Annotated in this window: 36 protein-coding genes; 3 read left to right on the top strand and 33 right to left on the bottom strand. The window is 66.5% G+C overall.

Translation table 11 applies throughout. From position 1 onward, the window contains the following. Positions 1-8: 8 nt before the first annotated feature. The 29 genes from ACFC96_RS21340 to rpsJ form a co-directional block, all read right to left on the bottom strand. Positions 9-1,031, bottom strand: a complete 1,023-nt coding sequence (locus tag ACFC96_RS21340) for a DNA-directed RNA polymerase subunit alpha (RefSeq protein ID WP_003966937.1) — start codon at positions 1,029-1,031, stop codon at positions 9-11. A gap of 152 nt (positions 1,032-1,183) precedes the next feature. Beyond that, positions 1,184-1,588: a 30S ribosomal protein S11 gene (gene rpsK, locus ACFC96_RS21335; RefSeq protein ID WP_003948617.1), complete on the bottom strand. Its 405-nt coding sequence runs from the start codon at positions 1,586-1,588 to the stop codon at positions 1,184-1,186. A gap of 65 nt (positions 1,589-1,653) precedes the next feature. Further along, positions 1,654-2,034, bottom strand: coding sequence for a 30S ribosomal protein S13 (rpsM, locus tag ACFC96_RS21330; RefSeq protein WP_116511038.1), 381 nt, complete (start codon positions 2,032-2,034; stop codon positions 1,654-1,656). 187 nt (positions 2,035-2,221) lie between these two features. Further along, complete coding sequence (gene rpmJ / locus ACFC96_RS21325; protein WP_003974245.1) at positions 2,222-2,335, bottom strand: 50S ribosomal protein L36; 114 nt, start codon at positions 2,333-2,335, stop codon at positions 2,222-2,224. 59 nt (positions 2,336-2,394) lie between these two features. Then, positions 2,395-2,616: a translation initiation factor IF-1 gene (infA, locus tag ACFC96_RS21320; protein WP_003948620.1), complete on the bottom strand. Its 222-nt coding sequence runs from the start codon at positions 2,614-2,616 to the stop codon at positions 2,395-2,397. 139 nt (positions 2,617-2,755) lie between these two features. Next, entirely contained in the window at positions 2,756-3,592 is an 837-nt protein-coding gene (map, locus tag ACFC96_RS21315; RefSeq protein ID WP_376260162.1) for a type I methionyl aminopeptidase, read from the bottom strand. A gap of 103 nt (positions 3,593-3,695) precedes the next feature. Further along, a complete protein-coding gene (locus ACFC96_RS21310; protein ID WP_116511042.1) occupies positions 3,696-4,349 on the bottom strand; it encodes an adenylate kinase in 654 nt (217 codons plus the stop codon). Beyond that, a complete protein-coding gene (gene secY / locus ACFC96_RS21305; protein WP_116511045.1) occupies positions 4,349-5,662 on the bottom strand; it encodes a preprotein translocase subunit SecY in 1,314 nt (437 codons plus the stop codon). Before secY ends, ACFC96_RS21310 begins: the two co-directional genes overlap by 1 nt. A 281-nt stretch (positions 5,663-5,943) precedes the next feature. After that, a complete protein-coding gene (rplO, locus tag ACFC96_RS21300; RefSeq protein ID WP_100594874.1) occupies positions 5,944-6,399 on the bottom strand; it encodes a 50S ribosomal protein L15 in 456 nt (151 codons plus the stop codon). A gap of 2 nt (positions 6,400-6,401) precedes the next feature. Then, complete coding sequence (gene rpmD, locus ACFC96_RS21295) at positions 6,402-6,584, bottom strand: 50S ribosomal protein L30 (protein WP_041985698.1); 183 nt, start codon at positions 6,582-6,584, stop codon at positions 6,402-6,404. Then, positions 6,584-7,189, bottom strand: coding sequence for a 30S ribosomal protein S5 (gene rpsE, locus ACFC96_RS21290; protein WP_116511048.1), 606 nt, complete (start codon positions 7,187-7,189; stop codon positions 6,584-6,586). Before rpsE ends, rpmD begins: the two co-directional genes overlap by 1 nt. A gap of 42 nt (positions 7,190-7,231) precedes the next feature. Then, the gene (rplR, locus tag ACFC96_RS21285; RefSeq protein ID WP_376260164.1) at positions 7,232-7,615 is read right to left on the bottom strand and encodes a 50S ribosomal protein L18; all 384 of its coding nucleotides are present in this window, start codon (positions 7,613-7,615) and stop codon (positions 7,232-7,234) included. A 3-nt stretch (positions 7,616-7,618) separates the two neighbouring features. Then, positions 7,619-8,158, bottom strand: coding sequence for a 50S ribosomal protein L6 (gene rplF / locus ACFC96_RS21280; protein WP_376260166.1), 540 nt, complete (start codon positions 8,156-8,158; stop codon positions 7,619-7,621). A 21-nt stretch (positions 8,159-8,179) separates the two neighbouring features. Beyond that, positions 8,180-8,578: a 30S ribosomal protein S8 gene (gene rpsH, locus ACFC96_RS21275; protein WP_030221010.1), complete on the bottom strand. Its 399-nt coding sequence runs from the start codon at positions 8,576-8,578 to the stop codon at positions 8,180-8,182. Between the two features lie 223 nt (positions 8,579-8,801). Continuing rightward, a complete protein-coding gene (locus ACFC96_RS21270) occupies positions 8,802-8,987 on the bottom strand; it encodes a type Z 30S ribosomal protein S14 (RefSeq protein ID WP_003948630.1) in 186 nt (61 codons plus the stop codon). A gap of 5 nt (positions 8,988-8,992) precedes the next feature. Continuing rightward, the gene (gene rplE, locus ACFC96_RS21265) at positions 8,993-9,550 is read right to left on the bottom strand and encodes a 50S ribosomal protein L5 (RefSeq protein WP_116511056.1); all 558 of its coding nucleotides are present in this window, start codon (positions 9,548-9,550) and stop codon (positions 8,993-8,995) included. Continuing rightward, positions 9,550-9,873: a 50S ribosomal protein L24 gene (gene rplX / locus ACFC96_RS21260; RefSeq protein WP_100594879.1), complete on the bottom strand. Its 324-nt coding sequence runs from the start codon at positions 9,871-9,873 to the stop codon at positions 9,550-9,552. Before rplX ends, rplE begins: the two co-directional genes overlap by 1 nt. 2 nt (positions 9,874-9,875) lie before the next feature. Beyond that, positions 9,876-10,244: a 50S ribosomal protein L14 gene (gene rplN, locus ACFC96_RS21255; RefSeq protein ID WP_003974257.1), complete on the bottom strand. Its 369-nt coding sequence runs from the start codon at positions 10,242-10,244 to the stop codon at positions 9,876-9,878. 97 nt (positions 10,245-10,341) lie between these two features. Then, positions 10,342-10,626, bottom strand: a complete 285-nt coding sequence (gene rpsQ, locus ACFC96_RS21250) for a 30S ribosomal protein S17 (RefSeq protein ID WP_100594880.1) — start codon at positions 10,624-10,626, stop codon at positions 10,342-10,344. Next, positions 10,626-10,850 (bottom strand): 50S ribosomal protein L29, encoded by a 225-nt coding sequence (rpmC, locus tag ACFC96_RS21245; RefSeq protein WP_059079052.1) that lies wholly within the window; start codon positions 10,848-10,850, stop codon positions 10,626-10,628. The genes rpsQ and rpmC overlap by 1 nt, the downstream gene beginning before the upstream one ends. After that, positions 10,850-11,269 (bottom strand): 50S ribosomal protein L16, encoded by a 420-nt coding sequence (gene rplP / locus ACFC96_RS21240; protein WP_030782563.1) that lies wholly within the window; start codon positions 11,267-11,269, stop codon positions 10,850-10,852. The genes rpmC and rplP overlap by 1 nt, the downstream gene beginning before the upstream one ends. 5 nt (positions 11,270-11,274) lie before the next feature. Further along, positions 11,275-12,117, bottom strand: a complete 843-nt coding sequence (rpsC, locus tag ACFC96_RS21235) for a 30S ribosomal protein S3 (RefSeq protein ID WP_116511058.1) — start codon at positions 12,115-12,117, stop codon at positions 11,275-11,277. Beyond that, a complete protein-coding gene (gene rplV, locus ACFC96_RS21230) occupies positions 12,117-12,464 on the bottom strand; it encodes a 50S ribosomal protein L22 (protein WP_004571827.1) in 348 nt (115 codons plus the stop codon). The genes rpsC and rplV overlap by 1 nt, the downstream gene beginning before the upstream one ends. A gap of 42 nt (positions 12,465-12,506) precedes the next feature. Then, positions 12,507-12,788, bottom strand: coding sequence for a 30S ribosomal protein S19 (rpsS, locus tag ACFC96_RS21225; protein ID WP_015035577.1), 282 nt, complete (start codon positions 12,786-12,788; stop codon positions 12,507-12,509). Positions 12,789-12,800: 12 nt separating this feature from the next. Next, complete coding sequence (gene rplB, locus ACFC96_RS21220; protein ID WP_116511060.1) at positions 12,801-13,637, bottom strand: 50S ribosomal protein L2; 837 nt, start codon at positions 13,635-13,637, stop codon at positions 12,801-12,803. Between the two features lie 39 nt (positions 13,638-13,676). Continuing rightward, positions 13,677-14,093: a 50S ribosomal protein L23 gene (rplW, locus tag ACFC96_RS21215; RefSeq protein WP_116511062.1), complete on the bottom strand. Its 417-nt coding sequence runs from the start codon at positions 14,091-14,093 to the stop codon at positions 13,677-13,679. After that, complete coding sequence (gene rplD / locus ACFC96_RS21210) at positions 14,093-14,746, bottom strand: 50S ribosomal protein L4 (protein WP_376260168.1); 654 nt, start codon at positions 14,744-14,746, stop codon at positions 14,093-14,095. Before rplD ends, rplW begins: the two co-directional genes overlap by 1 nt. 7 nt (positions 14,747-14,753) lie before the next feature. Continuing rightward, complete coding sequence (gene rplC, locus ACFC96_RS21205; protein ID WP_116511066.1) at positions 14,754-15,398, bottom strand: 50S ribosomal protein L3; 645 nt, start codon at positions 15,396-15,398, stop codon at positions 14,754-14,756. Positions 15,399-15,412: 14 nt separating this feature from the next. Further along, complete coding sequence (gene rpsJ, locus ACFC96_RS21200; RefSeq protein WP_003948644.1) at positions 15,413-15,721, bottom strand: 30S ribosomal protein S10; 309 nt, start codon at positions 15,719-15,721, stop codon at positions 15,413-15,415. A 958-nt stretch (positions 15,722-16,679) separates the two neighbouring features. Here rpsJ and ACFC96_RS21195 point away from each other — a divergent pair. The 3 genes from ACFC96_RS21195 (at position 16,680) to ACFC96_RS21185 (ending at position 19,455) form a co-directional block, all read left to right on the top strand. Continuing rightward, positions 16,680-16,844: a hypothetical protein gene (locus ACFC96_RS21195; protein WP_376613583.1), complete on the top strand. Its 165-nt coding sequence runs from the start codon at positions 16,680-16,682 to the stop codon at positions 16,842-16,844. Then, a complete protein-coding gene (locus ACFC96_RS21190; RefSeq protein WP_376613582.1) occupies positions 16,841-17,200 on the top strand; it encodes a hypothetical protein in 360 nt (119 codons plus the stop codon). Before ACFC96_RS21195 ends, ACFC96_RS21190 begins: the two co-directional genes overlap by 4 nt. A gap of 218 nt (positions 17,201-17,418) precedes the next feature. Beyond that, positions 17,419-19,455 (top strand): PIG-L family deacetylase, encoded by a 2,037-nt coding sequence (locus ACFC96_RS21185; protein WP_376613740.1) that lies wholly within the window; start codon positions 17,419-17,421, stop codon positions 19,453-19,455. 105 nt (positions 19,456-19,560) lie between these two features. Here ACFC96_RS21185 and tuf read toward each other — a convergent pair whose 3' ends face one another. The 4 genes from tuf to rpsL form a co-directional block, all read right to left on the bottom strand. Further along, complete coding sequence (tuf, locus tag ACFC96_RS21180; protein ID WP_376260172.1) at positions 19,561-20,754, bottom strand: elongation factor Tu; 1,194 nt, start codon at positions 20,752-20,754, stop codon at positions 19,561-19,563. Positions 20,755-20,892: 138 nt separating this feature from the next. Beyond that, the gene (gene fusA, locus ACFC96_RS21175; protein ID WP_376260174.1) at positions 20,893-23,019 is read right to left on the bottom strand and encodes an elongation factor G; all 2,127 of its coding nucleotides are present in this window, start codon (positions 23,017-23,019) and stop codon (positions 20,893-20,895) included. Positions 23,020-23,058: 39 nt separating this feature from the next. Further along, positions 23,059-23,529 carry a 30S ribosomal protein S7 gene (gene rpsG / locus ACFC96_RS21170; protein WP_116511074.1) on the bottom strand — a complete coding sequence of 157 codons (471 nt, stop codon included), beginning with the start codon at positions 23,527-23,529 and terminating at the stop codon, positions 23,059-23,061. 2 nt (positions 23,530-23,531) lie between these two features. Then, positions 23,532-23,903 (bottom strand): 30S ribosomal protein S12, encoded by a 372-nt coding sequence (gene rpsL / locus ACFC96_RS21165; RefSeq protein WP_003948652.1) that lies wholly within the window; start codon positions 23,901-23,903, stop codon positions 23,532-23,534. Between the last annotated feature and the right edge of the window lie 279 nt (positions 23,904-24,182).

Raw genomic sequence — 24,182 nt, 5'->3', positions numbered from 1 at the left:
CGGAGCGCCTAGTACTGCTCGGTCTCCACGAAACCGGCGTCCGCGTCGTCGTCCGCGCCGAAGGCGTCCGCGGCGGCGGTCGGGTCGAAGCCGGGAGGCGAGTCCTTGAGCGCGAGGCCCATACCGGCCAGCTTCGCCTTGACCTCGTCGATCGACTTCGCACCGAAGTTGCGGATGTCGAGCAGGTCCGCCTCCGAGCGGGCGACGAGCTCACCCACGGAGTGGATGCCCTCGCGCTTCAGGCAGTTGTACGAACGGACCGTGAGCTCGAGCTCCTCGATCGGCAGCGCCAGATCGGCGGCCAGGGCGGCGTCCGTGGGGGACGGGCCCATGTCGATGCCCTCGGCGTCGATGTTCAGCTCGCGCGCGAGACCGAACAGCTCGACCAGGGTCTTACCGGCCGACGCCATGGCGTCACGCGGACGCATGGCCTGCTTCGTCTCGACGTCGACGATCAGCTTGTCGAAGTCGGTGCGCTGCTCGACACGGGTCGCCTCGACCTTGTACGTGACCTTCAGGACCGGCGAGTAGATCGAGTCGACCGGGATGCGCCCGATCTCCTGACCGACCTGCTTGTTCTGGACGGCGGAGACGTAGCCGCGACCGCGCTCGACGGTCAGCTCCATCTCCAGCTTGCCCTTGCCGTTGAGCGTGGCGAGGACGAGGTCGGGGTTGTGCACCTCGACACCGGCCGGGGGCGCGATGTCGGCGGCGGTGACCAGACCCGGGCCCTGCTTGCGCAGGTACATCACGACCGGCTCGTCGTGCTCCGAGGAGACGACCAGCTGCTTGATGTTCAGGATGAGGTCGGTGACGTCTTCCTTCACGCCCGGCACGGTGGTGAACTCGTGCAGGACACCGTCGATACGGATGGACGTGACCGCCGCACCCGGGATCGAGGAGAGAAGGGTCCGGCGCAGGGAGTTGCCGAGGGTGTAACCGAAGCCCGGCTCCAGCGGCTCGATCACGAACCGGGAGCGGAACTCGTCGACGACCTCTTCGGTCAACGAGGGACGCTGAGCGATCAGCATGAAGTGATTCCTTCAGACAGGGGCACCCACTATTTGATGCCCTGATGCCACCGGACAGCAGCCCGGTGTTGATGCAGTACAAGGGTACGGGCGGTACGGCCCCTAAGAGCCGTACCGCCCGAAAACCTCAGACCAAGCAGTCGTACGTCAGGTCAGACGCGGCGACGCTTGGGCGGACGGCAGCCGTTGTGCGGGGTCGGCGTGACGTCCTGGATCGAACCGACCTCGAGGCCCGTGGCCTGGAGGGAGCGGATCGCGGTCTCGCGGCCGGAGCCCGGACCCTTGACGAAGACGTCAACCTTGCGCATGCCGTGCTCCTGGGCGCGACGCGCGGCCGACTCGGCGGCCATCTGCGCGGCGAACGGAGTGGACTTGCGCGAGCCCTTGAAGCCGACGTGGCCGGCGGAGGCCCAGGAGATCACGTTGCCGGTCGGGTCCGTGATGGACACGATCGTGTTGTTGAACGTGCTCTTGATGTGAGCGTGCCCGTGGGCGACGTTCTTCTTTTCCTTGCGGCGCACCTTCTTGGCAGCGCCCTGACGACCCTTGGGGGGCATCTATTACTCCTACGGGAGGTGGTCGGTCCTGCAGCGACAGCTGTCGATAGACCGCTGAGCGAGGACTACTTCTTGCCCGGCTTCTTCTTACCGGCGATGGCGCGACGCGGGCCCTTACGGGTACGAGCGTTCGTGCTGGTGCGCTGACCGCGGACGGGCAGGCCACGACGGTGGCGAAGACCCTGGTAGCAGCCGATCTCGACCTTGCGGCGGATGTCGGCCTGGATCTCGCGACGGAGGTCACCCTCGGTCTGGATGTTCGCGTCCACGTACTCGCGGATCTTGATCAGGTCCTCTTCGGACAGATCACGAACGCGGGTGTTGCGGTCCACACCGGTGGCGTCCAGCGTCTGCTGGGACAGCGTGCGGCCAATGCCGAACACGTAGGTGAGGGCAACCTCTACGCGCTTGTCGCGCGGGAGGTCAACGCCTTCAAGGCGTGCCATTCAAGGCTCCTGTTGATACTCGGAGGTCTTCAGCAGGACCGTTCCCAGGTGCCGTACGAGGTACATCCTGGGTCCCCGGCCTCCGACCGGGGGTGTCGCCCTCCATTACCGATGGATCTGAAGAGGGACGGGTCCTGCATGTGTGCTTACTTGCGTCGCGCGAAAATCTGCGAACTGCAGTCGTGCGTCAGCCCTGGCGCTGCTTGTGGCGCGGGTTGTCGCAGATAACCATGACCCGGCCGTGACGGCGGATCACCCTGCACTTGTCGCAGATCTTCTTGACGCTCGGCTTGACCTTCATTGGGTGAGGTTCTCCGGGTCAGTGCCACCACCCCGCGCGAGGCAGGGTGCGGGCAAGATCTACTTGTACCGGTAGACGATCCGGCCACGCGTCAGGTCGTACGGAGACAGCTCCACCACGACCCGGTCGTCAGGGAGGATGCGGATGTAGTGCATACGCATCTTGCCGCTGATGTGAGCCAGGACCTGGTGGCCGTTCTGGAGCTCCACCTTGAACATGGCGTTCGGGAGAGACTCGACGACAGTGCCTTCGATCTCGATGGCACCTTGCTTCTTGGCCACGCTTTGCCCTTCGAATCGACTACCTTGATCGACTCAGCACGTACATGCAGGCATGCGTGTGCACGAGAGCCGACGAGTCAGTCTACGTCAGGGCCCCCGGAAAGACGAATCGGGGAAGTTTGCCCCACACTGAAGATCATTATGCAAGGGGATCGGGAGCGGCGGTGACGCCGAGCTCGGCCAGCTTCGCCTTGCCGCCGTCGGGCGCCGTGAGGACCAGGGGGCCCTGCTCGGTCAGCGCGATGGAGTGCTCCCAGTGCGAGGACCAGGTGCCGTCCGTCGTGATGACCGTCCAGTCGTCCTCGAGCACCTCGGTGCGCGGGGTACCGAGGGAGACCATCGGCTCGATCGCGAGACAGAAGCCGGGGACGAGCTTCGGGCCCTTGCCGCGGCGGCGCTCGACGTAGTTCAGCAGGTGCGGGTCCATGTGCATCTCGGTGCCGATGCCGTGGCCGCCGTAGTCCTCGACGATGCCGTACTTGCCGCCGCCCGGCTTGGGCTGGCGGCGGATGTAGGACTCGATGGCGCGGGAGATGTCGACGAGCCGGTTGCCGTTCTTCATCGCGGCGATGCCGGCCCACATCGACTCCTCGGTCACCCGGGAGAGCTCGATCAGCTCCGGAGCGTGACCGGTGCCCACGAAGGCGGTGTACGCGGCGTCGCCGTGCCACCCGTCGATGATCGCGCCGCAGTCGATGGAGATGATGTCGCCGTCCTTGAGGACGGTCTTGTCGTCCGGGATGCCGTGGACGACGATCTCGTTGACCGAGGTGCAGATGGTCGCGGGGAATCCCCCGTAGCCGAGGAAGTTCGACTTGGCCCCGTGCTCGTCGAGCACCTTGCGCGCGACCTCGTCCAGGTCCCGGGTGGTGGTCCCGGGAACCGCGGCCTCACGCGTCGCCGCGTGGATCGCGGCGACGACCAGCCCCGCCTCACGCATCTTGGCGATCTGCTCAGGGGTCTTGATCTGCACCATGGGGGCCTGCGCTCTCCGTCTTCCGCACTACGGGTTTACCTGCACAACACTACGGCCGCGGCGCCCTGTACGGGCACCGCGGCCGGAGCGGCGTGACAACGACTTACTTGTCGCGCTTGAGGGCGTCCATGGCCCGCGCGGTCACCTCGTCGACCTTGCCGAGCGCCGAGATCGTCCGCACCAGACCCTGGGCCCGGTAGTAGTCGATGATCGGCTCGGTCTGCGTGTGGTAGACCTCGAGCCGCTTGCGGACGGTGTCCTCACTGTCGTCCTCGCGCTGGTACAGCTCGCCGCCGCAGACGTCGCAGACGCCTTCCTGCTTCGGCTGCTTGTACGACACGTGGAAGACGTGCGCGGAGTCCTTGCGGCAGATGCGGCGGCCGGCGATGCGCTTGACCACCTCGTCCTCGGGGACCTCGAGGTCCAGGACCGCGTCGAGCTTCACTTCGTCCGCCTTGAGGGCGACGTCGAGCGCCTCGGCCTGCGAGACGTTACGAGGGAAGCCGTCGAGCAGGAAGCCGTTCACGGCGTCCGGCTGCTCCATGCGGTCCTTGGCCATCCCGATGGTGACCTCGTCGGGAACCAGGTTGCCGGCGTCCATGAACGCCTTCGCCTGCTTGCCCAGCTCCGTGCCCTGGCTGATGTTGGCACGGAAGAGGTCGCCCGTGGAGATGTGCGGAATCGACAGGTTCTTGGCAAGGAACGCGGCCTGCGTTCCCTTGCCCGCACCGGGCGGCCCGACGAGGACGATACGCATCAGCGGAGGAACCCTTCGTAATTGCGCTGCTGAAGCTGGCTCTCGATCTGCTTCACCGTCTCCAGACCGACACCCACGATGATGAGGATGCTTGTCCCACCGAACGGGAAGTTCTGGCTTGCCCCGAAGCCAACCAACGCCATCGTTGGTACGAGAGCGATCAGACCCAGATACAGCGAACCCGGCCAGGTGATCCGGTTGAGCACGTAGCTGAGGTACTCAGCGGTCGGCCGGCCAGCCCGGATGCCCGGGATGAAGCCACCATACTTCTTCATGTTGTCCGCGACTTCCTCGGGGTTGAACGAGATCGCCACGTAGAAGAACGCGAAGAAAACGATCAGCAGGAAGTACGAAACGATGTAATAGGGGTGATTTCCCTTGGTCAGATGGTCGTTGATCCAGGTCTTCCACCCGGAATTGCCTCCCGCGAACTGCGCGACGAGGGCCGGGATGTAGAGCAACGACGAAGCGAAGATGACAGGGATCACACCCGCCTGATTGACCTTCAGCGGGATGTAGGTGGACGTACCGCCGTAAGACCGGCGACCGATCATGCGCTTCGCATACTGGACAGGGATGCGGCGCTGCGCCTGCTCGACGAAGACCACCAGGCCGACCATGACGAGGCCCACCAGGATCACGGCGCCGAACTCGATCCAGCCGCCGGCGAGGTCGCCGGTCGTCTTGATGGTCCACAGGGCGCTCGGGAAGGTGGCGGCGATCGAGATGAACATCAGGATCGACATGCCGTTGCCGATGCCGCGGTCGGTGATGAGCTCACCGAGCCACATGACGATGGCGGTACCGGCGGTCATCGTGATGACCATCGTGATCGTCACGAAGATCGACTGGTCCGGGACGATCTGGTTCGCGACGGGGCAGCCCTGGAAGAGGGCGCCGCTGCGAGCGGTCGCGACGAGGCCGGTGCCCTGGAGGATGGCGAGCGCCACGGTCAGGTATCGCGTGTACTGCGTGATCTTCGCCGTACCCGCCTGACCCTCCTTCTTCAGGGCCTCGAGCCGCGGGATCACGACGGTGAGCAGCTGCAGGATGATGCTCGCGGTGATGTACGGCATGATGCCGAGCGCGAAGATCGTGATCTGCAGGAGCGCGCCACCACTGAACATGTTGACGAGACCGAACAGGCCCTGCGTGCCTTTGTTCGCGTCCACGCATGTCTGGACGTTCGAGTAGCTGACTCCCGGGATCGGTACGTGCGTACCGATGCGGTAGATCACGATGATGCCGAGCGTGAAGAGCAGCTTCTTGCGCAGGTCGGGCGTCTTGAACGCCCGGGCGAACGCGGTGAGCACGGTGCCTCCTGCGACCCCCGCGCACGTGCGTCAGAGGTGACGGTCTTGAGGTTCGATGAATGAAGGAATGCGTAACAGTCAAGCACCGGGTGAAGATCCGTCAGACATGTCGCCTTCAGGACACACCGCCCGGCCCGAGGCATCAGCCCCAGACGGATACAGCACAGTGCAGGCCACCATACCGGCGACCATGCCCCCCTTGGAACGACCAACCGGGGATGCCCCAAATGTGGGGCATCCCCGGTCGGGAATCGCTCATGTCATCAAGACGCCTGAAAAGGTCAGACGAGCTCGGTGACGGTACCGCCGGCGGCGGTGATCTTCTCCTTGGCGGAGTTGGAGACGGCGTCGACCGTCACCTGCAGCGCCACGGTGAGCTCACCCTGGCCGAGCACCTTGACGAGGCTGTTCTTGCGAACGGCACCCTTGGCGACGAGACCCTCGACGGTGACCTCGCCACCTTCCGGGTACAGCGCGCTCAGCTTGTCGAGGTTCACGACCTGGAACTCGGTCTTGAACGGGTTCTTGAAGCCCTTGAGCTTCGGGAGACGCATGTGGAGGGGCATCTGGCCACCCTCGAAGCGCTCCGGAACCTGGTAACGGGCCTTCGTGCCCTTGGTACCACGACCGGCCGTCTTACCCTTCGACGCCTCACCGCGACCCACACGGGTCTTCGCGGTCTTGGCGCCCGGGGCGGGACGGAGGTTGTGGATCTTGAGCGGGTTGTTCTCCGCCATGATCAGTCGACCTCCTCGACCGTCACGAGGTGCCGCACGGTGTTGGCCATGCCGCGGAACTCGGGACGATCCTCCTTGACGACCACGTCGTTCAGGCGCTTGAGCCCGAGCGAACGCAGGGTGTCGCGGTGGTTCTGCTTGCTACCGATGTACGACTTCGTCTGCGTGATCTTGAGGCGAGCCATTACGCACCCGCTCCCGCACGCGCACGGAGCAGAGCCGCGGGGGCGACGTCCTCGAGGGGCAGACCACGGCGAGCCGCGATCTCCTCGGGACGCTGCAGGCCCTTGAGGGCCTCCACGGTCGCGTGCACGATGTTGATCGCGTTCGACGAGCCGAGCGACTTCGACAGGATGTCGTGAACGCCGGCGCACTCGAGCACGGCACGCACCGGGCCACCGGCGATAACGCCGGTACCGGGAGCAGCCGGCTTGAGCAGGACGACGCCCGCAGCCTTCTCGCCCGTGATCGGGTGCGGGATGGTGCCCTGGATACGGGGGACCTTGAAGAAGTGCTTCTTGGCCTCCTCAACACCCTTGGCGATGGCGGCCGGCACCTCCTTGGCCTTGCCGTAACCGACGCCTACCGTGCCATCGCCATCGCCCACCACGACGAGCGCAGTGAAGCTGAAGCGACGGCCACCCTTGACAACCTTGGCGACACGGTTGATCGCGACAACGCGCTCAACGTATGCGGTCTTCTCGGCGGCAGCAGCGCCACCGTCGCGACCCTTCCGGTCCCGCCGCTCGCCGCCACCGGCACCGCTTCCGCGGCGCTGGGGTCCAGCCATTGGAATTACCTCTCTTCGTTTTCCGCTAGCTACGGAACCGGATCAGAACTTCAGACCGGCTTCGCGGGCGGCGTCCGCCAGAGCGGCGATGCGCCCGGCGTACTGGTTACCACCACGGTCGAACACGACAGCCTCGACGCCCGCGGCCTTGGCGCGCTCGGCGACCAGGGCGCCGACCTTGCCGGCCTGCGCGGACTTGTCGGCCTCGGCACCACGGATCGAGGTGTCCAGGGTCGACGCCGACGCGAGGGTGTGACCCTTAACGTCGTCGATGACCTGGGCCACGATGTGGCGGTTCGAACGCGTCACGACCAGGCGCGGGCGCTCGGCCGTACCCGAGATGTGCTTACGGATACGAATGTGACGGCGCTTGATGGCAGCACGCTTGTAAGCGTCGCCCTTAGCAATCTTGACACCGTATGCCATGGCTTACTTACCCGCCTTTCCGACCTTGCGGCGGATGACTTCGCCTTCGTACTTGACGCCCTTGGCCTTGTACGGGTCGGGCTTGCGCAGCTTGCGGATGTTGGCCGCAACCTCGCCGACCTTCTGCTTGTCGATGCCCTCGACCGAGAACTTGGTCGGCGACTCGACCTTGAAGGAGATGCCTTCGGGCGCCTCGATCAGGATCGGGTGGCTGTAGCCGAGCGAGAACTCCAGGTTGGAGCCCTTCGCCAGGACGCGGTAACCGACACCGCTGATCTCGAGCTTCTTCACGTAACCCTCGGTCACGCCGGTGATCATGTTGGCCACCAGCGTGCGGGACAGGCCGTGCAGAGCCTTGTTCTGACGCTCATCATTGGGACGGGCGACGTTCAGCACGCCGTCCTCGTCCTTCGTGATGACGATCGGAGCGACGATCGTGTGGCTGAGGGAACCCTTGGGGCCCTTAACCGAGACCGTACGACCGTCGATGGTGACGTCCACGCCGGCGGGAACCGTGATGGGGAGCTTGCCAATACGCGACATTAGCTATTCCTCCGTTCCCGACTACCAGACGTAGGCGAGGACTTCCCCACCTACGCCCTTCTTGCCTGCCTGCTGGCCGGTCAGGAGACCGTGCGACGTGGAGATGATCGCCACGCCGAGGCCGCCGAGGACCTTGGGCAGGTTGGTGGACTTCGCGTAAACCCGGAGACCGGGCTTGGAGATCCGCTTGATGCCCGCAATGGAGCGCTCACGGTTCGGGCCGAACTTGAGCTCGAGGACGAGGTTCTTGCCCACCTCGGCGTCCTCGGTCTTCCAGCCCGTGATGAAGCCCTCCTGCTGGAGGATCTCCGCGATGTGAGACTTGATCTTGCTGTGCGGCATCGCCACGGTGTCGTGGTACGCCGAGTTCGCGTTACGCAGACGAGTCAGCATGTCCGCGATCGGATCAGTCATGGTCATGAATTGGCCTTCGGCCTCTCTCGCCGGGGTTTCCTGTATGCGCCATCCCTCTCCCCACACAGAGGCGGGACGGGTGCGGTGCGGGGACCTACGGCGTAGTAAGTCGGTATGGGCGGCGGGCGCCCAACCCCACAAGCCTACGGCATGTGAGGGAGGGGTCCCGCCGTCCAAATACTTACCGAGAGCTTCCGGTAATTCCCAAGTCCCTAAGGACAGAAGGGGATTACCAGGAGCTCTTGGTCACGCCCGGCAGCTCGCCACGGTGAGCCATCTCACGAAGGCACACGCGGCACAGGCCGAACTTGCGGTACACGGAGTGCGGGCGGCCGCAGCGCTGGCAGCGGGTGTAGCCACGCACACCGAACTTCGGCTTACGAGCAGCCTTGGCAATAAGAGCCTTCTTCGCCATCTCGCTTACGCCTCCTTGAAGGGGAAGCCGAGGTGACGGAGGAGCGCACGGCCCTCATCGTCGTTGGTCGCCGTGGTGACCACGGTGATGTCCATACCCCGGACGCGGTCGATCTTGTCCTGGTCGATCTCGTGGAACATGACCTGCTCGGTGAGACCGAAGGTGTAGTTGCCACGGCCGTCGAACTGCTTGGGAGACAGACCACGGAAGTCGCGGATGCGCGGAAGCGCGAGCGACAGGGTGCGGTCCAGGAACTCCCACATGCGGTCGCCACGGAGCGTGACGTGGGCACCGATCGGCTGACCCTCACGCAGCTTGAACTGCGCGATGGACTTGCGGGCCTTGGTGATGGCCGGCTTCTGACCGGTGATCGTGGTCAGGTCACGGACGGCACCGTCCATGAGCTTGGAGTCACGGGCGGCGTCGCCGACACCCATGTTGACCACGATCTTGACGAGGCCCGGGGTCTGCATGACGTTCTCGTAGGAGAACTCTTCCTGCAGCTTGCCCGCGATCTCCTCGCGGTACTTCGTCTTGAGACGCGGAGTCGTGGTGGTAGCCATCAGATGTCCTCACCCGTCCGCTTGGCAACGCGAACCTTGTTGCCCTCGTCGTCGAAGCGGTAACCGACACGCGTGACGACCTTGTTGCCGTCCTTCTCCACCACGAGCTGAACGTTGCTCACGTGGACAGGGGCCTCGGTCGTGACGATGCCACCGGCCTGCGAACCGCTGGCGGTGGGGCCGGCCTTGGTGTGCTTCTTGACCCGGTTGACACCCTCGACCAGGACGCGGTCCTCGCGGGGGAAGGCCGCGATGACCTTGCCCTGCTTGCCCTTGTCCTTACCGGTGATGACCTGAACCAGGTCGCCCTTCTTGATCTTCATGCTTACAGCACCTCCGGCGCGAGCGAGATGATCTTCATGAACTTCTTCTCGCGCAGCTCACGGCCCACCGGGCCGAAGATACGGGTGCCACGAGGGTCGCCGTCGTTCTTCAGAATGACGGCGGCGTTCTCGTCGAAGCGGATGTACGAGCCGTCCGGACGGCGGCGCTCCTTGACGGTGCGAACGATGACCGCCTTGACGACGTCACCCTTCTTCACGTTGCCGCCGGGGATCGCGTCCTTGACGGTGGCGACGATGACGTCACCGATGCCCGCGTAGCGGCGACCCGAGCCACCGAGAACACGGATGGTGAGAATTTCCTTCGCACCCGTGTTGTCGGCGACGCGCAGTCGCGACTCCTGCTGGATCACGTCTATCTCCTGATTGTCTGCCGGTTCCCCCGGGGCAGTTCAGTGAACTGCCCCGGGAGCCTGGCGGAACGAACTCTGAGGGATACCCCTCAGAGAATTACTTGGCCTTCTCGAGGATCTCGACGATGCGCCAGCGCTTGGTCGCCGACAGCGGACGCGTCTCCATGATGAGGACGCGGTCGCCGACGCCGGCAGCGTTCTGCTCGTCGTGCGCCTTGAGCTTGTTCGTACGGCGGATGACCTTGCCGTACAGGGCGTGCTTGACGCGGTCCTCGACAGCGACGACGACGGTCTTGTCCATCTTGTCGCTGACGACCAGACCCTCACGGGTCTTGCGGAAGCCGCGGGCGGCAGTCTCTTCAGTCACGTTGCTCTCGCTCATCAGGCGTTCTCCACCGTCTCGATGCCCAGCTCGCGCTCACGCATGAGGGTGTAGATCCGCGCGATGTCCTTGCGGACGGCCTTCAGCCGACCGTGGTTCTCGAGCTGACCGGTCGCCGCCTGGAAACGGAGGTTGAACAGCTCTTCCTTGGCCTCGCGGAGCTTGTTGAGGAGCTCCTCGTTGCCCAGTTCGCGCAGCTCGGACGCCTTGGTACCGGCCGACATCACGACTCACCTGCCTCGCGCCGAACAATCCGGCACTTCATCGGAAGCTTGTGAGCAGCGCGGGTAAGCGCCTCACGCGCAATCTTCTCGTTCGGGTAGGACAGCTCGAACATCACCCGACCCGGGTGAACGTTCGCGACCCACCACTCGGGGGAACCCTTACCGGAACCCATGCGGGTCTCGGCGGGCTTCTTCGTCAGCGGGCGGTCCGGGTAGATGTTGATCCAGACCTTGCCGCCACGCTTGATGTGGCGGGTCATCGCGATACGAGCCGCCTCGATCTGGCGGTTGGTCACGTACGCCGGCGTGAGGGCCTGAATGCCGTACTCGCCGAACGCAACCGTCGTACCACCCTTGGCCTGACCGCGGCGCTTGGGGTGGTGCTGCTTGCGGTGCTTGACCCTACGGGGGATCAGCATTTCGGTCAGGCCTCCGTTCCGGTGCTCTCAGCCGGAGCGGCAGCGGCGGGCGCGTCAGCCTTGGGGGCCTCGGCGGCCGGAGCCGACTGCTGCTGCGGCTTGCGGCCGCGGCCGCCACGCTCGCCACCACGGCCACCGCCGCGGGCCGGACGGTCGTTGCCGCCACCACGGGCCGGGCGGTTACCCGCACGGGCCGCAGCGTTCTCGGCGCGGACCTCCGCGATGTTCTTGACGTCGCCCTTGTAGATCCAGACCTTCACACCGATACGGCCGAAGGTCGTCTTGGCCTCGAAGAAGCCGTAGTCGACGTTCGCGCGGAGCGTGTGCAGGGGCACACGGCCCTCGCGGTAGAACTCCGAGCGGGACATCTCGGCGCCGCCGAGACGGCCACCACACTGGATCTTGATGCCCTTGGCGCCGGCCTTCATCGCCGTCTGCATGCTCTTACGCATGGCGCGACGGAAGGAGACGCGGGAGGACAGCTGCTCGGCAACGGCCTGAGCAACCAGCTGAGCGTCGGTCTCGGGGTTCTTGACCTCGAGGATGTTCAGCTGGACCTGCTTGCCCGTGAGCTTCTCGAGGTCACCGCGGATACGGTCGGCCTCGGCGCCACGGCGGCCGATGACGATGCCCGGACGAGCGGTGTGGATGTCCACACGCACGCGGTCACGGGTGCGCTCGATCTCAACCTTCGAGATACCGGCGCGCTCCATGCCGGAGGTCATCATGCGACGGATGGCTACGTCTTCCTTGACGTAGTCCTTGTACAGCTTGTCGGCGTACCAACGGGACTTGAAGTCCGTGGTGATACCGAGCCGGAACCCGTGCGGGTTTACCTTCTGGCCCATTACCGGGTTCCTTCCTTGCTGCTGACGACCACGGTGATGTGGCTGGTCCGCTTACGGATCCGGTAGGCACGGCCCTGAGCACGCGGACGGAACCGCTTCAGGGTCGGGCCCTCATCCACGTACGCCTCGCTGATGACCAGCGAAGAGGCGTCGGTGTGGTCGTAGTTGTGTGCAGCGTTGGCGATGGCGCTGTCCAGCACCTTGCCAACCGGCACGCTCGCGGCCTGCGGGGCGAAACGCAGGACCGCCTGAGCCTCCGTGGCATCCATGCCACGGATGAGGTCCACCACGCGGCGGGCCTTCATGGGCGTGACGCGGATGTACCGCGCCTGGGCCCTGGCTTCCATGGTTGTCCCTTCAGTGTTCGTCATAGTCGATTCCACCCCGCCTTAGCGGCGCTTCGACTTCCGGTCGTCCTTGACGTGACCCCGGAAGGTGCGCGTCGGCGAGAACTCGCCGAGCTTGTGGCCGACCATCGACTCGGTGACGAACACCGGGATGTGGGTCTTGCCGTTGTGCACCGCGATCGTGTGGCCCAGCATGGCCGGGATGATCATCGAGCGACGGGACCAGGTCTTGATGACGTTCTTGGTACCGGCTTCGTTCTGAGCGTCCACCTTCTTTACGAGGTGGCCGTCAACGAAGGGTCCCTTCTTGAGACTGCGCGGCATCTAAACCCGCTCCTAGCGCTTCTTGTTCGTCTTGCGGCGGCGGACGATGTACTTGTTCGAAGCCTTCTTCGGCGAACGAGTACGACCCTCCTTCTGACCCCACGGGGAGACCGGGTGGCGACCACCGGAGGTCTTGCCCTCACCACCACCGTGCGGGTGGTCAACCGGGTTCATCGCCACACCGCGGACGGTCGGACGAACGCCGAGCCAGCGCTTGCGGCCGGCCTTGCCCCAGTTGATGTTCGACTGCTCGGCGTTGCCGACCTCGCCGATGGTGGCGCGGCAGCGAACGTCGACCAGGCGGATCTCGCCGGACGGCATGCGCAGGTGGGCCATCTGGCCCTCCTTCGCCAGCAGCTGCACGGAGGCACCTGCGGAGCGGGCGAACTTGGCACCGCCACCGGGACGGAGCTCGATCGCGTGGATCGTGGTACCGACCGGGATGTTGCGGAGCGCCAGGTTGTTGCCCGGCTTGATGTCGGCCCCGGGACCGTTCTCGACGCGGTCACCCTGCGACAGGCCACGCGGAGCGACGATGTAACGCTTCTCGCCGTCGGCGTAGTGCAGCAGCGCGATGCGCGCGGTGCGGTTGGGGTCGTACTCGATGTGCGCGACCTTCGCCGGCACGCCGTCCTTGTCGTGACGACGGAAGTCGATCACTCGGTAGGCGCGCTTGTGTCCGCCACCCTGGTGGCGAACGGTCACACGACCGGCGTTGTTACGGCCGCCCTTGCTGTGCAGCGGGCGGACCAGCGACTTCTCCGGCGTGGACCGCGTGACCTCGACGAAGTCGGCGACGGAGGAGCCACGGCGGCCCGGCGTCGTCGGCTTGTACTTGCGGATACCCATTTCTCAGTCCTCGTCCGATATTCGGACCAGGGCGCTCCGTTAGGAGGCCTGGCCGAAGATGTCGATACGGTCGCCCTCAGCGAGGGTCACGATCGCGCGCTTGCTGTCGGCACGCTTGCCGAAGCCCGTGCGGGTCCGCTTGCGCTTGCCCTGGCGGTTGATCGTGTTGACTCCGGTGACCTTGACCGAGAAGACCGCCTGGACGGCCTGCTTGATCTGGGTCTTGTTGGCACGCGGGTCGACGATGAAGGTGTACTTGCCCTCATCGAGGAGCGCGTAGCTCTTCTCGGAGACGACCGGCTTGAGGAGGACGTCACGGGGGTCCGTGAAGCTCTTGCTCAGCGGCGTCTCAACGGTGTTCTTGCCCTCGGCCTCGTGGCGCTTCGCCTTGGCGACGCGCGCGGCCTTGGCGGCCTTGGCCGCCTTGGGGGCAATGCTCGGGTGACGCGTAGCCATCAGGCTTCGCTCCCTTCGGTGTCAGTGGCCTTCGGGCCGGACACGAAGGACTCGAAGGCGGCCTGAGTGAAGACCACGTCGTCCGAGACGAGAACGTCGTACGTGTTCAGCTGGCCCGGCTCCAGGATGTGGACCTGGGGCAGGTTGCGCGCCGAGAGCAGCGCGGCCTCGTCGGCACGGTCGATGACCAGGAGCAGGTTCTTGCGCTCACTGATCTTGCCGAGCAGCGACTTCGCGGCCTTGGTGGAGACTCCGCCCTCGACCACGCCGGTGACGACGTGGATGCGAGCGTTGCGGGCCCGGTCGGTGAGGGCGTGGCGCAGGGCCGCGGCCTTCATCTTCTTCGGGGTCCGCTGCGAGTAGTCACGCGGCTGCGGGCCGTGGACGACGCCACCGCCGGCGAACTGCGGCGCACGGGTCGAACCCTGGCGCGCGCGGCCGGTGCCCTTCTGGCGGTACGGCTTCTTGCCACCACCGCGGACTTCGCCACGGCGCTTGGTCTTGTGCGTGCCCTGACGGGCAGCAGCCAGCTGAGCGACGACGACCTGGTGGAGAAGCGGGATGCTGATCTTCTCTACGTCGAAGATCTCCGCGGGGAGCTCGACCGTCCCGGCCTTGTCGCCTGCCGGCGAAAGGATGTCAATGGTGCTCATCGGTTCCTCAAACCCCCTTGGCCGCGGTACGGACCAGGACGAGGCCACCGTTCGGACCGGGAACTGCGCCCTTGATGAGGAGCAGGCCCTTCTCCGCGTCAACGGCGTGAACGGTCAGGTTCTGGGTGGTGACCCGCTCGTTGCCCATGCGGCCCGCCATGCGGAGGCCCTTGAACACACGGCCCGGGGTGGCACAGCCACCGATGGAACCGGGGGAGCGGTGCTTGCGCTGGGTGCCGTGACCGGCGCCGAGACCCTTGAAGTTGTGACGCTTCATGACACCGGCGAAGCCCTTGCCCTTGCTCTTGCCGGTGACGTCGACCTTCACGCCGGCCTCGAACACCTCAGCGGTGAGCTCCTGGCCGAGGGTGTACTCGCTGGCGTCAGCGGTACGGATCTCGACGAGGTGGCGGCGGGGGGTGACGTCGGCCTTGGCGAAGTGGCCCTTGAGGGGCTTGTTCACCTTGCGCGGGTCGATCTCGCCGAAGGCGATCTGGACCGACTCGTAGCCGTCAGTGTCGTTCGTACGGACCTGGGTCACGACGTTCGGACCGGCCTTGACCACGGTGACCGGGACGACGCGGTTGTTGTCGTCCCAGACCTGGGTCATGCCGAGCTTCTCGCCCAGGATGCCCTTGATCTGCTTAGCCATCTCTTCCGCGCCTCTCAGAGCTTGATCTCGATGTCAACGCCGGCCGGAAGGTCCAGGCGCATCAGCGAGTCAACGGTCTTGGGCGTCGGGTCGAGGATGTCGATCAGGCGCTTGTGCGTGCGCATCTCGAAGTGCTCGCGCGAGTCCTTGTACTTGTGCGGCGACTTGATGACGCAGTACACGTTCTTCTCAGTGGGCAGCGGCACCGGGCCTGCGACCGACGCACCAGTGCGGGTCACCGTCTCGACGATCTTCTTCGCCGAGCTGTCGATGACCTCGTGGTCGTAGGCCTTGAGCCGGATGCGGATCTTCTGTCCCGCCATGGCTACTAGTAGTCCTGTCTCTCGAAACGCTCTGGAACCTGGCGGGCTCTATTCCGTCCTCCTCCGACCCACGCGGTCGGGCGTGTCGCAGTCTCACTGACGGAAATATCCATACGGATTTCCCTGCGAGGGACTGCGGCCCAAGAACCGCGAAGCCGGGGGAAGAAACCCACCGGGCGCCTGGCTGAACCCCTCGCTGCACTTCCCGAAAGATTCCCGTACGTCCGCCCTAGCGCTGCCTTACGGCAGATGGGGCGACGAGTACTGTGGGACTCGCTTCCGGTCCTCCCGGCGGGAGGCGCGCAGCATCGGCACTCAACCGAGCAACCCCGACAGTCTGCCACAGGCCGACCATGCCTGGCCAATCGAGCCGTAGAGAGTACCCCTGGAGTGACGAAGGTCAAACCGGGGGCTCCCGCGCGGGCCCTCCGGGCCTTGCGCACGGGCCGTCACGGCGTTCGGGTCACTGCCCATGGGTCATCGCTTCCGCTTCCGCCCGCCGACTCGCTGTGCGGGGGCGTCCTCGTCCCGGTGCGGAACCGGGTCCTCGCCCGGGACCGGGACACCGAGACCATCCCGGCCTGTCCGCCCATCACGCTCGCGCCACGCGGAATCGGGAGCACGAGGGCGCGGCGGCCGCTCAGCAAGCGCGGAGCGAACCGAGCACGGACCTGGACGAAGCCGTGAAGGTGGTGCGGGCCCGCGTCTGCACTGGGAGCACTTCTCGCGCAAGAGGCGGTCGCCCCCGGCGCGCCAACGGCCTCCGTCGCTGAACTGGGCGGCGGGGCCCAGGAGTTGGTCAGAACATCGCGTCCGGAGGCCCCCGCGAACCGATACCCGCCCCCGTGCGCCTTCGCACCAGAACAGTGACGGAGAACCACGCTCCGTTCCCGCCACCTCGATGCCAGGATCGGTGCACCGTCCGAGACGGAACAGACCCACGTGGGAGTGGATCAAGTTGTCTTTCGCCGACGTACCGGCCGAGGAGACGACGCCGGCGCGGCACCGGGAACTCGCCGCCCGCCACAACGGCGGCCCCTACCGGGAGGCCGGCGATGCCCGGGCCTCCGGGCGCGGGTTCACCCACCATCTGCACGACGCAAGGAACGCGCTGCGCCGATGACGGACCCCGCCCCGACCCCGGCCCGCCCCGCCGCTCCCGCACACCCCGACGGTCCCGCGCGCCCGGACGGCGAGCGGGGCTGTCTGCGGGTGGTGCTCGCCCTGCCGTTCGGCGTGCTCACGCTCATCGCCGCGCACTTCTGCTGGACGGCCATGTCCATCCGGCCGTCCGGGAGTTGGGACGACGACGCGTACGGGGGGATCGTGCTCTCGTGCGTCGTCACCGTCGCGGCCGCCGGGTCGGCGACAGCACTCTGGCTGCTGCCGTCCGTGCGGCGGGTCGTCGGGTGGGGGTGGGTCGCGCCCGCTCTCGTGCTCGGGGTCACGGCGGCGGTGCGGTGGGCCGTCAGCGGCTGAGACGCGAAACACTCTCCCCGCGAAGAACGCCGGTTCGAGTGAACAGAAGATGTCCTTGCATGGAACCTGACCCCACTGACGAGCCTCTTCTCGGCTGAAGCACCGAGAAGCAGCGCACATTCCGACCGCTGCCTACGGCGGACGGAGGACGACACGTGCGACGTGGACATGGGCAGGACAGACGTGATCAGAACGCGGTGGACGGAGCCGGCGGGCGAATAGCCGACAGGGGCGAGGGCCTCCCTGCGGGGCCCGGCGTCCACGGGCGCCGGGCCGTCCTCATCGGGGGCGCCGCCGTCGCCGCGGCCACCGCGGCCGGCCTCGTGGGCCACGCGGCCACGACCGCGCCCCCGGCCACCGCCACCGCCCCCTCCCCCGCCTCCGGCCGTCCCGCCGTCCAGGGCGACCACGCCCTGCTGCTCCAGGTCCTCGCCCACCCCGACGACGACCTTTACTTCATGAACCCGGACACCAGCCAGGCCCTCGCCACCGGCATCCCGCTGGTCTGCGTGTACGTCACCGCCGGCGAGGCCGACGGCGTCAACAAGATCCCCGGCCGCCCGCACCCCCCGGCCGACAAGTCCGCGTACGCCTCCGCCCGCCACCAGGGGCTCCGCCAGTCCTACGCGACCCAGCTGGGCCTGCCGGTCTTCAGCGGCTGGCGCACCGAGGTCACCACGCTCGCGGGCGGGCACCAGGCCGAGGTGAACACCCTGGAGCACCGGGGCCGCCGCGTCGAGCTGGTCTTCCTCGACCTCGCGATGCACACCCCGGCGGGCCACATGGGCGCCCCGGCACTGTGGCGGGAGCGGGGACTGCCGCTGCGCACGGTCGTCGTCGACGGGTCACCGGTGCGCCGGGCACAGATGTACGACTACGACGGTCTCGTCGACGTACTCGTGGCCCTCTTCGAGCGCTACCGGCCCACTCTGGTGCACACGCTCGACCCGGACCCCGACATCCAGCACAGCGATCTGCTGACGCGCATACGTGACAGCGAGCAGCCCGGTTTCTCCGACCACGCCGACCACACGGCCGTGGCAGCGTTCACCTGGGCGGCGCTGATCCGCTGGTCGCAGACCGCGGTGGACGGGCCGCCCCCGTTCGCGGCCACCGCCTTCCGCGGCTACTACAACCACCACTGGCCCGACAACCTCCCCGAGGCCGTGCTGCACGCCAAGGCGGCCCATCTGATGCCGTACGGCGCGGCCCCGGACTGGCAGTGCGGCAACCCCTCCGGATGCGGCGACTACAACGTGGGCGGCGACCGCCCCCTCACCAACCGCAAGGGCTGGGTCCGCTCGACGCACTACCGCTACCCGGGCCCACGGATCGCCCTGGCCCAGGAACCGGACGGCAGGCTCACCGGCTACGGCGTGCTCGGCATGCGTGCCGTCCGCTGGCGCGAGACCCCGCAAGGGGTCTTCGGCCGGCCCACGGACCTGGGCGGCGGCCCGCTCGCGCCGGCCCTCGGCTCCGCGGCCCTGCGCGACGGACGGCAACTGCTGCTCGGCCTGCGGCTCGCGGCCCTCGAAGGGCGGGGCGGCTCCGACCTGCGCGAGATCGTGGCCCTTGAACAGCGCGCTCCCGGCGGGGAGTTCGGCGCGTGGACCGGTCTCGGCAACCCGGAGACCGATCCCGTGCGGGGCCGCCGCATCGGAGTCCCCGTCGCCGTCACCGCCCGCGACGGGCAGGTCCATCTCTTCGTACGGAACGCGGACCAGGGCATCAGTACACGGGTACGCGGTCGCGACGGGCGCTGGTCCCCGTGGCGCGGTCTCGGCGGCGGGCCCGTACAGGACGGACTGACCGCGGTCGTCGGCGAGGACGGTGGCGTCCATGTGTACGCGCCGGGGCGCGACACCGTGCACCACTGGACGCCGGAGGGGCCCGCGCCGCTCGCCGGGCTGCCGGTGCCCGCCGACGCCGTCGCCGCCGCGGGCGGCCGGCTCTACTACCGGGCCCCCGCCTCGTCGGCGCTGACCGCGACGGCCGGACCGCCGGTCGACTTCCCCGGCTACGGACCCGTGACCGCCGACGGCGCGTACCTCCTGGGCCGGGACACCGGCGGCACGCTCCAGCTGCTGCACCGCGGCCGGATCCAGCGCGCCGCGCGCGACCTGGTCACCCTCGACGGACCCGCCCTGCGCGCCACCCCGCGCGGTCCCGTGGCCGCGGGCCTCTCCCCCGCCGCCCGGCCGTGGCTGTGGCGCCCGGACACCCCCACCGGCACCGGAACCGTCCGCAAGGTCTGAGCCCCGGCCCCACCTGAGCGGGCATGCGAAAGGGCCCGTACGACCGAAGTCGTACGGGCCCCTTCTGGTGCTCGCTGGAGCTACCAGGTCAAACCGTCAAGGAAATTACTTGACGATCTTGGTGACCTGGCCGGCGCCCACGGTCCGGCCACCCTCACGGATGGCGAACTTCAGGCCCTCTTCCATGGCGACGGGCTGGATGAGTTCGACCTTCATCTCAGTGTTGTCGCCCGGCATGACCATCTCGGTGCCCTCAGGGAGGGTCACGACGCCGGTCACGTCCGTGGTGCGGAAGTAGAACTGCGGGCGGTAGTTGTTGAAGAAGGGGGTGTGACGGCCACCCTCGTCCTTCGACAGGATGTAGGCCTGGGCCTCGAACTCGGTGTGCGGCGTGACCGAACCGGGCTTGATGATGACCTGGCCGCGCTCGACGTCCTCGCGCTTGATGCCACGGAGGAGCAGACCGACGTTCTCACCGGCCTGGCCCTCGTCGAGCAGCTTGCGGAACATCTCGATGCCGGTGACCGTGGTGGTGGTCTTCTCCTGCTTGATGCCCACGATGTCAACGGTCTCGTTGACCTTGAGGACACCACGCTCGATACGGCCGGTGACGACCGTACCGCGACCGGTGATCGTGAAGACGTCCTCGATCGGCATGAGGAACGGCTTGTCGACGTCACGCTCGGGCTGCGGGATGGACTCGTCGACGGCGGACATGAGGTTCAGGATCGACTGACCCCACTCCTTGTCGCCCTCGAGCGCCTTGAGCGCCGAGACCTTGACGACCGGCAGGTCGTCGCCCGGGAACTCGTACTCGGAGAGGAGCTCACGAACCTCGAGCTCGACGAGCTCCAGGATCTCCTCGTCGTCCACCATGTCGGCCTTGTTCAGGGCGACGACGATGTACGGAACGCCGACCTGGCGGGCCAGGAGCACGTGCTCCTTGGTCTGCGGCATCGGGCCGTCGGTGGCGGCGACCACGAGGATGGCGCCGTCCATCTGCGCGGCACCCGTGATCATGTTCTTGATGTAGTCCGCGTGACCGGGGCAGTCGACGTGCGCGTAGTGACGCGTCTCCGTCTGGTACTCGACGTGCGCGATCGAGATCGTGATACCGCGCTGGCGCTCCTCAGGAGCCTTGTCGATCTGGTCGAAGGCCGAGGCCTCGTTCAGGTCCGGGTACGCGTCGTGCAGCACCTTGGTAATGGCGGCCGTGAGGGTCGTCTTACCGTGGTCAATGTGACCGATGGTGCCGATGTTGACGTGCGGCTTAGTCCGCTCGAACTTCGCCTTCGCCACTGGGTCCTCCTGTGGAGTGGTTCTGTACGCCTTGCTTCATCGGCGCCAGGTGATCTTTGCTGGGAAACCCGCCGCCGGGGTCCGGGATTCACGAACCCCAGCGGTCGGTGTCAAGCCTAAAGCGTGAACTCGGGTGAGTTACTCGCCCTTGGCCTTCGCGATGATCTCCTCGGCGACGTTCCGCGGAACCTCGGCGTAGGAGTCGAACTGCATCGAGTAGCTTGCGCGACCCGACGTCTTGCTGCGGAGGTCTCCGACGTAGCCGAACATCTCCGAGAGGGGCACGAGGCCCTTCACGACACGGGCGCCACTGCGCTCCTCCATGGCCTGGATCTGGCCACGGCGGGAGTTGATGTCGCCGATGACGTCACCCATGTAGTCCTCGGGCGTGGTGACCTCGACGGCCATCATCGGCTCGAGCAGCACGGGCTTGGCCTGGCGCGCGGCCTCCTTGAACGCCTGCGAACCGGCGATCTTGAAGGCGAGCTCGGAGGAGTCGACCTCGTGGTAGGCACCGTCGAGAAGCGTGACGCGGACGCCCGTCATCTCGTAGCCGGCCAGGATGCCGAACTGCATGGCCTCCTGCGCACCCGCGTCCACCGACGGGATGTACTCCCGGGGGATGCGGCCACCGGTGACCTTGTTCACGAACTCGTAGGTCGCGTCGCCACTGTCGATCGGCTCGATCGCGATCTGCACCTTGGCGAACTGACCCGTACCACCGGTCTGCTTCTTGTGGGTGAAGTCCACGCGCTCGACGGCCCGACGGATCGTCTCGCGGTAAGCGACCTGCGGCTTGCCGACGTTCGCCTCGACGCGGAACTCGCGCTTCATGCGGTCGACGAGCACCTCGAGGTGAAGCTCGCCCATACCACCGATGATGGTCTGGCCGGTCTCCTCGTCCGAGTGAACCTGGAAGGAGGGGTCCTCCTCCGAGAGGCGCTGGATGGCGACACCCAGCTTCTCCTGGTCACCCTTGGACTTCGGCTCGATGGCGACCTGGATGACCGGCGCCGGGAAGTCCATGGACTCCAGGATGACCGGGGCCTTGTCGTCACAGAGCGTCTCACCCGTGGTGGTCTGCTTCAGACCCATGACGGCGACGATGTCACCGGCGCCCACCGACTCGATCTCCTCACGCTTGTTCGCGTGCATACGGTAGATCTTGCCGATGCGCTCCTTCTTGCCCTTGACGGAGTTCAGCACGGCGGTGCCGGACTCCAGGCGGCCCGAGTAGACCCGGACGAAGGTGAGCTTGCCGAGGTGCGGGTCGCTCATGATCTTGAACGCCAGCGCCGAGAGGGGCTCCTCGTCGGACGGCTTGCGCTTGACGACCGTCTCCGCGTCCTTGACGTCGTGGCCCTCGATGGCCTCGACGTCCAGGGGCGACGGCAGGTAGCGCACGACGGCGTCGAGCAGGGGCTGAACGCCCTTGTTCTTGAACGCGGTGCCGCAGAACACGGGGGTGACGGTGGTGTCGCCGCCCTTGCCGGAGGCGATGGTGATGCGACGCACGGCCGCGTACAGCTGGTCCACCGAAGGCTCTTCGCCCTCGAGGAACAGCTCCATCATCTCTTCGTCGTTCTCCGCGACGGCCTCGAGCAGCTTGCCGCGGTACTCGGCGGCAGCCTCGGTGTGCGTGGCCGGGATGTCGACGATGTCGTACGCCTCGCCCTTGGCCGCCTCGGCGGACCAGACGAACGCCTTCATCGTGACGAGGTCGACGACACCCTGGAAGTCGGCCTCTGCACCGATGGGCAGCTGCATGACGAGCGGGGTCGCACCGAGGCGGTTGACGATCATGTCGACGCAGCGGTGGAACTCGGCACCCGTACGGTCGAGCTTGTTGACGAAGCAGATGCGCGGCACGCCGTAGCGGTCCGCCTGACGCCAGACAGTCTCGGACTGGGGCTCAACGCCGGCAACGCCGTCGAACACCGTCACGGCACCGTCGAGGACGCGGAGCGAACGCTCCACCTCGACGGTGAAGTCCACGTGACCCGGGGTGTCGATGATGTTGATCGTGTGGTCGACGTCGTTCAGCGGCCAGTGACAGGTGGTGGCAGCAGAGGTGATCGTGATGCCACGCTCCTGCTCCTGCTCCATCCAGTCCATGGTCGCGGCACCGTCGTGGACCTCACCGATCTTGTACGACACACCGGTGTAGAACAGGATCCGCTCGGTGGTGGTCGTCTTGCCCGCGTCGATGTGGGCCATGATCCCGATGTTGCGGACCTTGGCCAGGTCAAGTGAAGTGGTAGCCATATCGGCTCAGTCTTCTCTCGGTCTCGATGTGGGTAGCGACTACCAGCGGTAGTGCGCGAAGGCCTTGTTGGACTCGGCCATCTTGTGGGTGTCCTCACGCTTCTTGACGGCAGCGCCAAGACCGTTCGAGGCGTCGAGCAGCTCGTTCATGAGGCGCTCGGTCATGGTCTTCTCGCGGCGGGCGCGGGAGTAACCCACGAGCCAGCGCAGCGCGAGCGTGTTGGCGCGACCGGGCTTGACCTCGATCGGCACCTGGTAGGTGGCGCCACCGACACGGCGGGACTTGACCTCGAGGGTCGGCTTGATGTTCTCCAGCGCGCGCTTCAGCGTGATGACCGGGTCGTTGCCCGACTTCTCACGCAGACCCTCCATGGCGCCGTACACGATGCGCTCGGCGGTGGAGCGCTTGCCGTTCAGCAGCACCTTGTTGATGAGGGAGGTCACCAGAGGAGAACCGTAGACCGGGTCGATGATGACCGGGCGCTTCGGGGCGGGGCCCTTACGAGGCATTCTTACTTCTCCTTCTTGGCGCCGTAGCGGCTGCGGGCCTGCTTGCGGTTCTTGACACCCTGGGTGTCGAGCGAGCCGCGGATGATCTTGTAACGAACACCAGGCAGGTCCTTCACACGGCCGCCACGCACGAGCACGATGGAGTGCTCCTGCAGGTTGTGTCCCTCACCCGGGATGTAGGCCGTGACCTCGATGCCGCTGGTCAGACGCACACGCGCGACCTTACGGAGGGCCGAGTTCGGCTTCTTCGGGGTGGTCGTGAACACACGCGTGCAGACGCCGCGACGCTGGGGCGAACCCTCGAGTGCGGGCGTCTTGTTCTTCTCGACCTTGTCCTGCCGGCCCTTCCGGACCAGCTGCTGGATCGTAGGCACTACTTCTCCGGTTTCTGTGTGCCGAGTAGTAAAGCTAACCTGGAACATTTCCCGACCCACGCGGTCGGGTGTGTCGAATACTGTGAACTCCCGCCGCCAAGCGGGAAGGGCGCAGATTACGGCGGCCCGTCACGGACTCCCATAGCGGCTGACGACACGCACAGGAGCCCAGGCACACCCCAGGCACAAGGTCTGAGCGTACCTACCTCATCGGGTTCGGTCAAAACAAATGCAGTCCACCGCGACACGCCGGACTTCTCGCACCCCTGAACCATCCGT

This window comes from Streptomyces sp. NPDC055955 (genome assembly GCF_042270245.1).
GTDB lineage: Bacteria > Actinomycetota > Actinomycetes > Streptomycetales > Streptomycetaceae > Streptomyces.
This window is presented reverse-complemented; position numbering and strand designations above follow the sequence as displayed.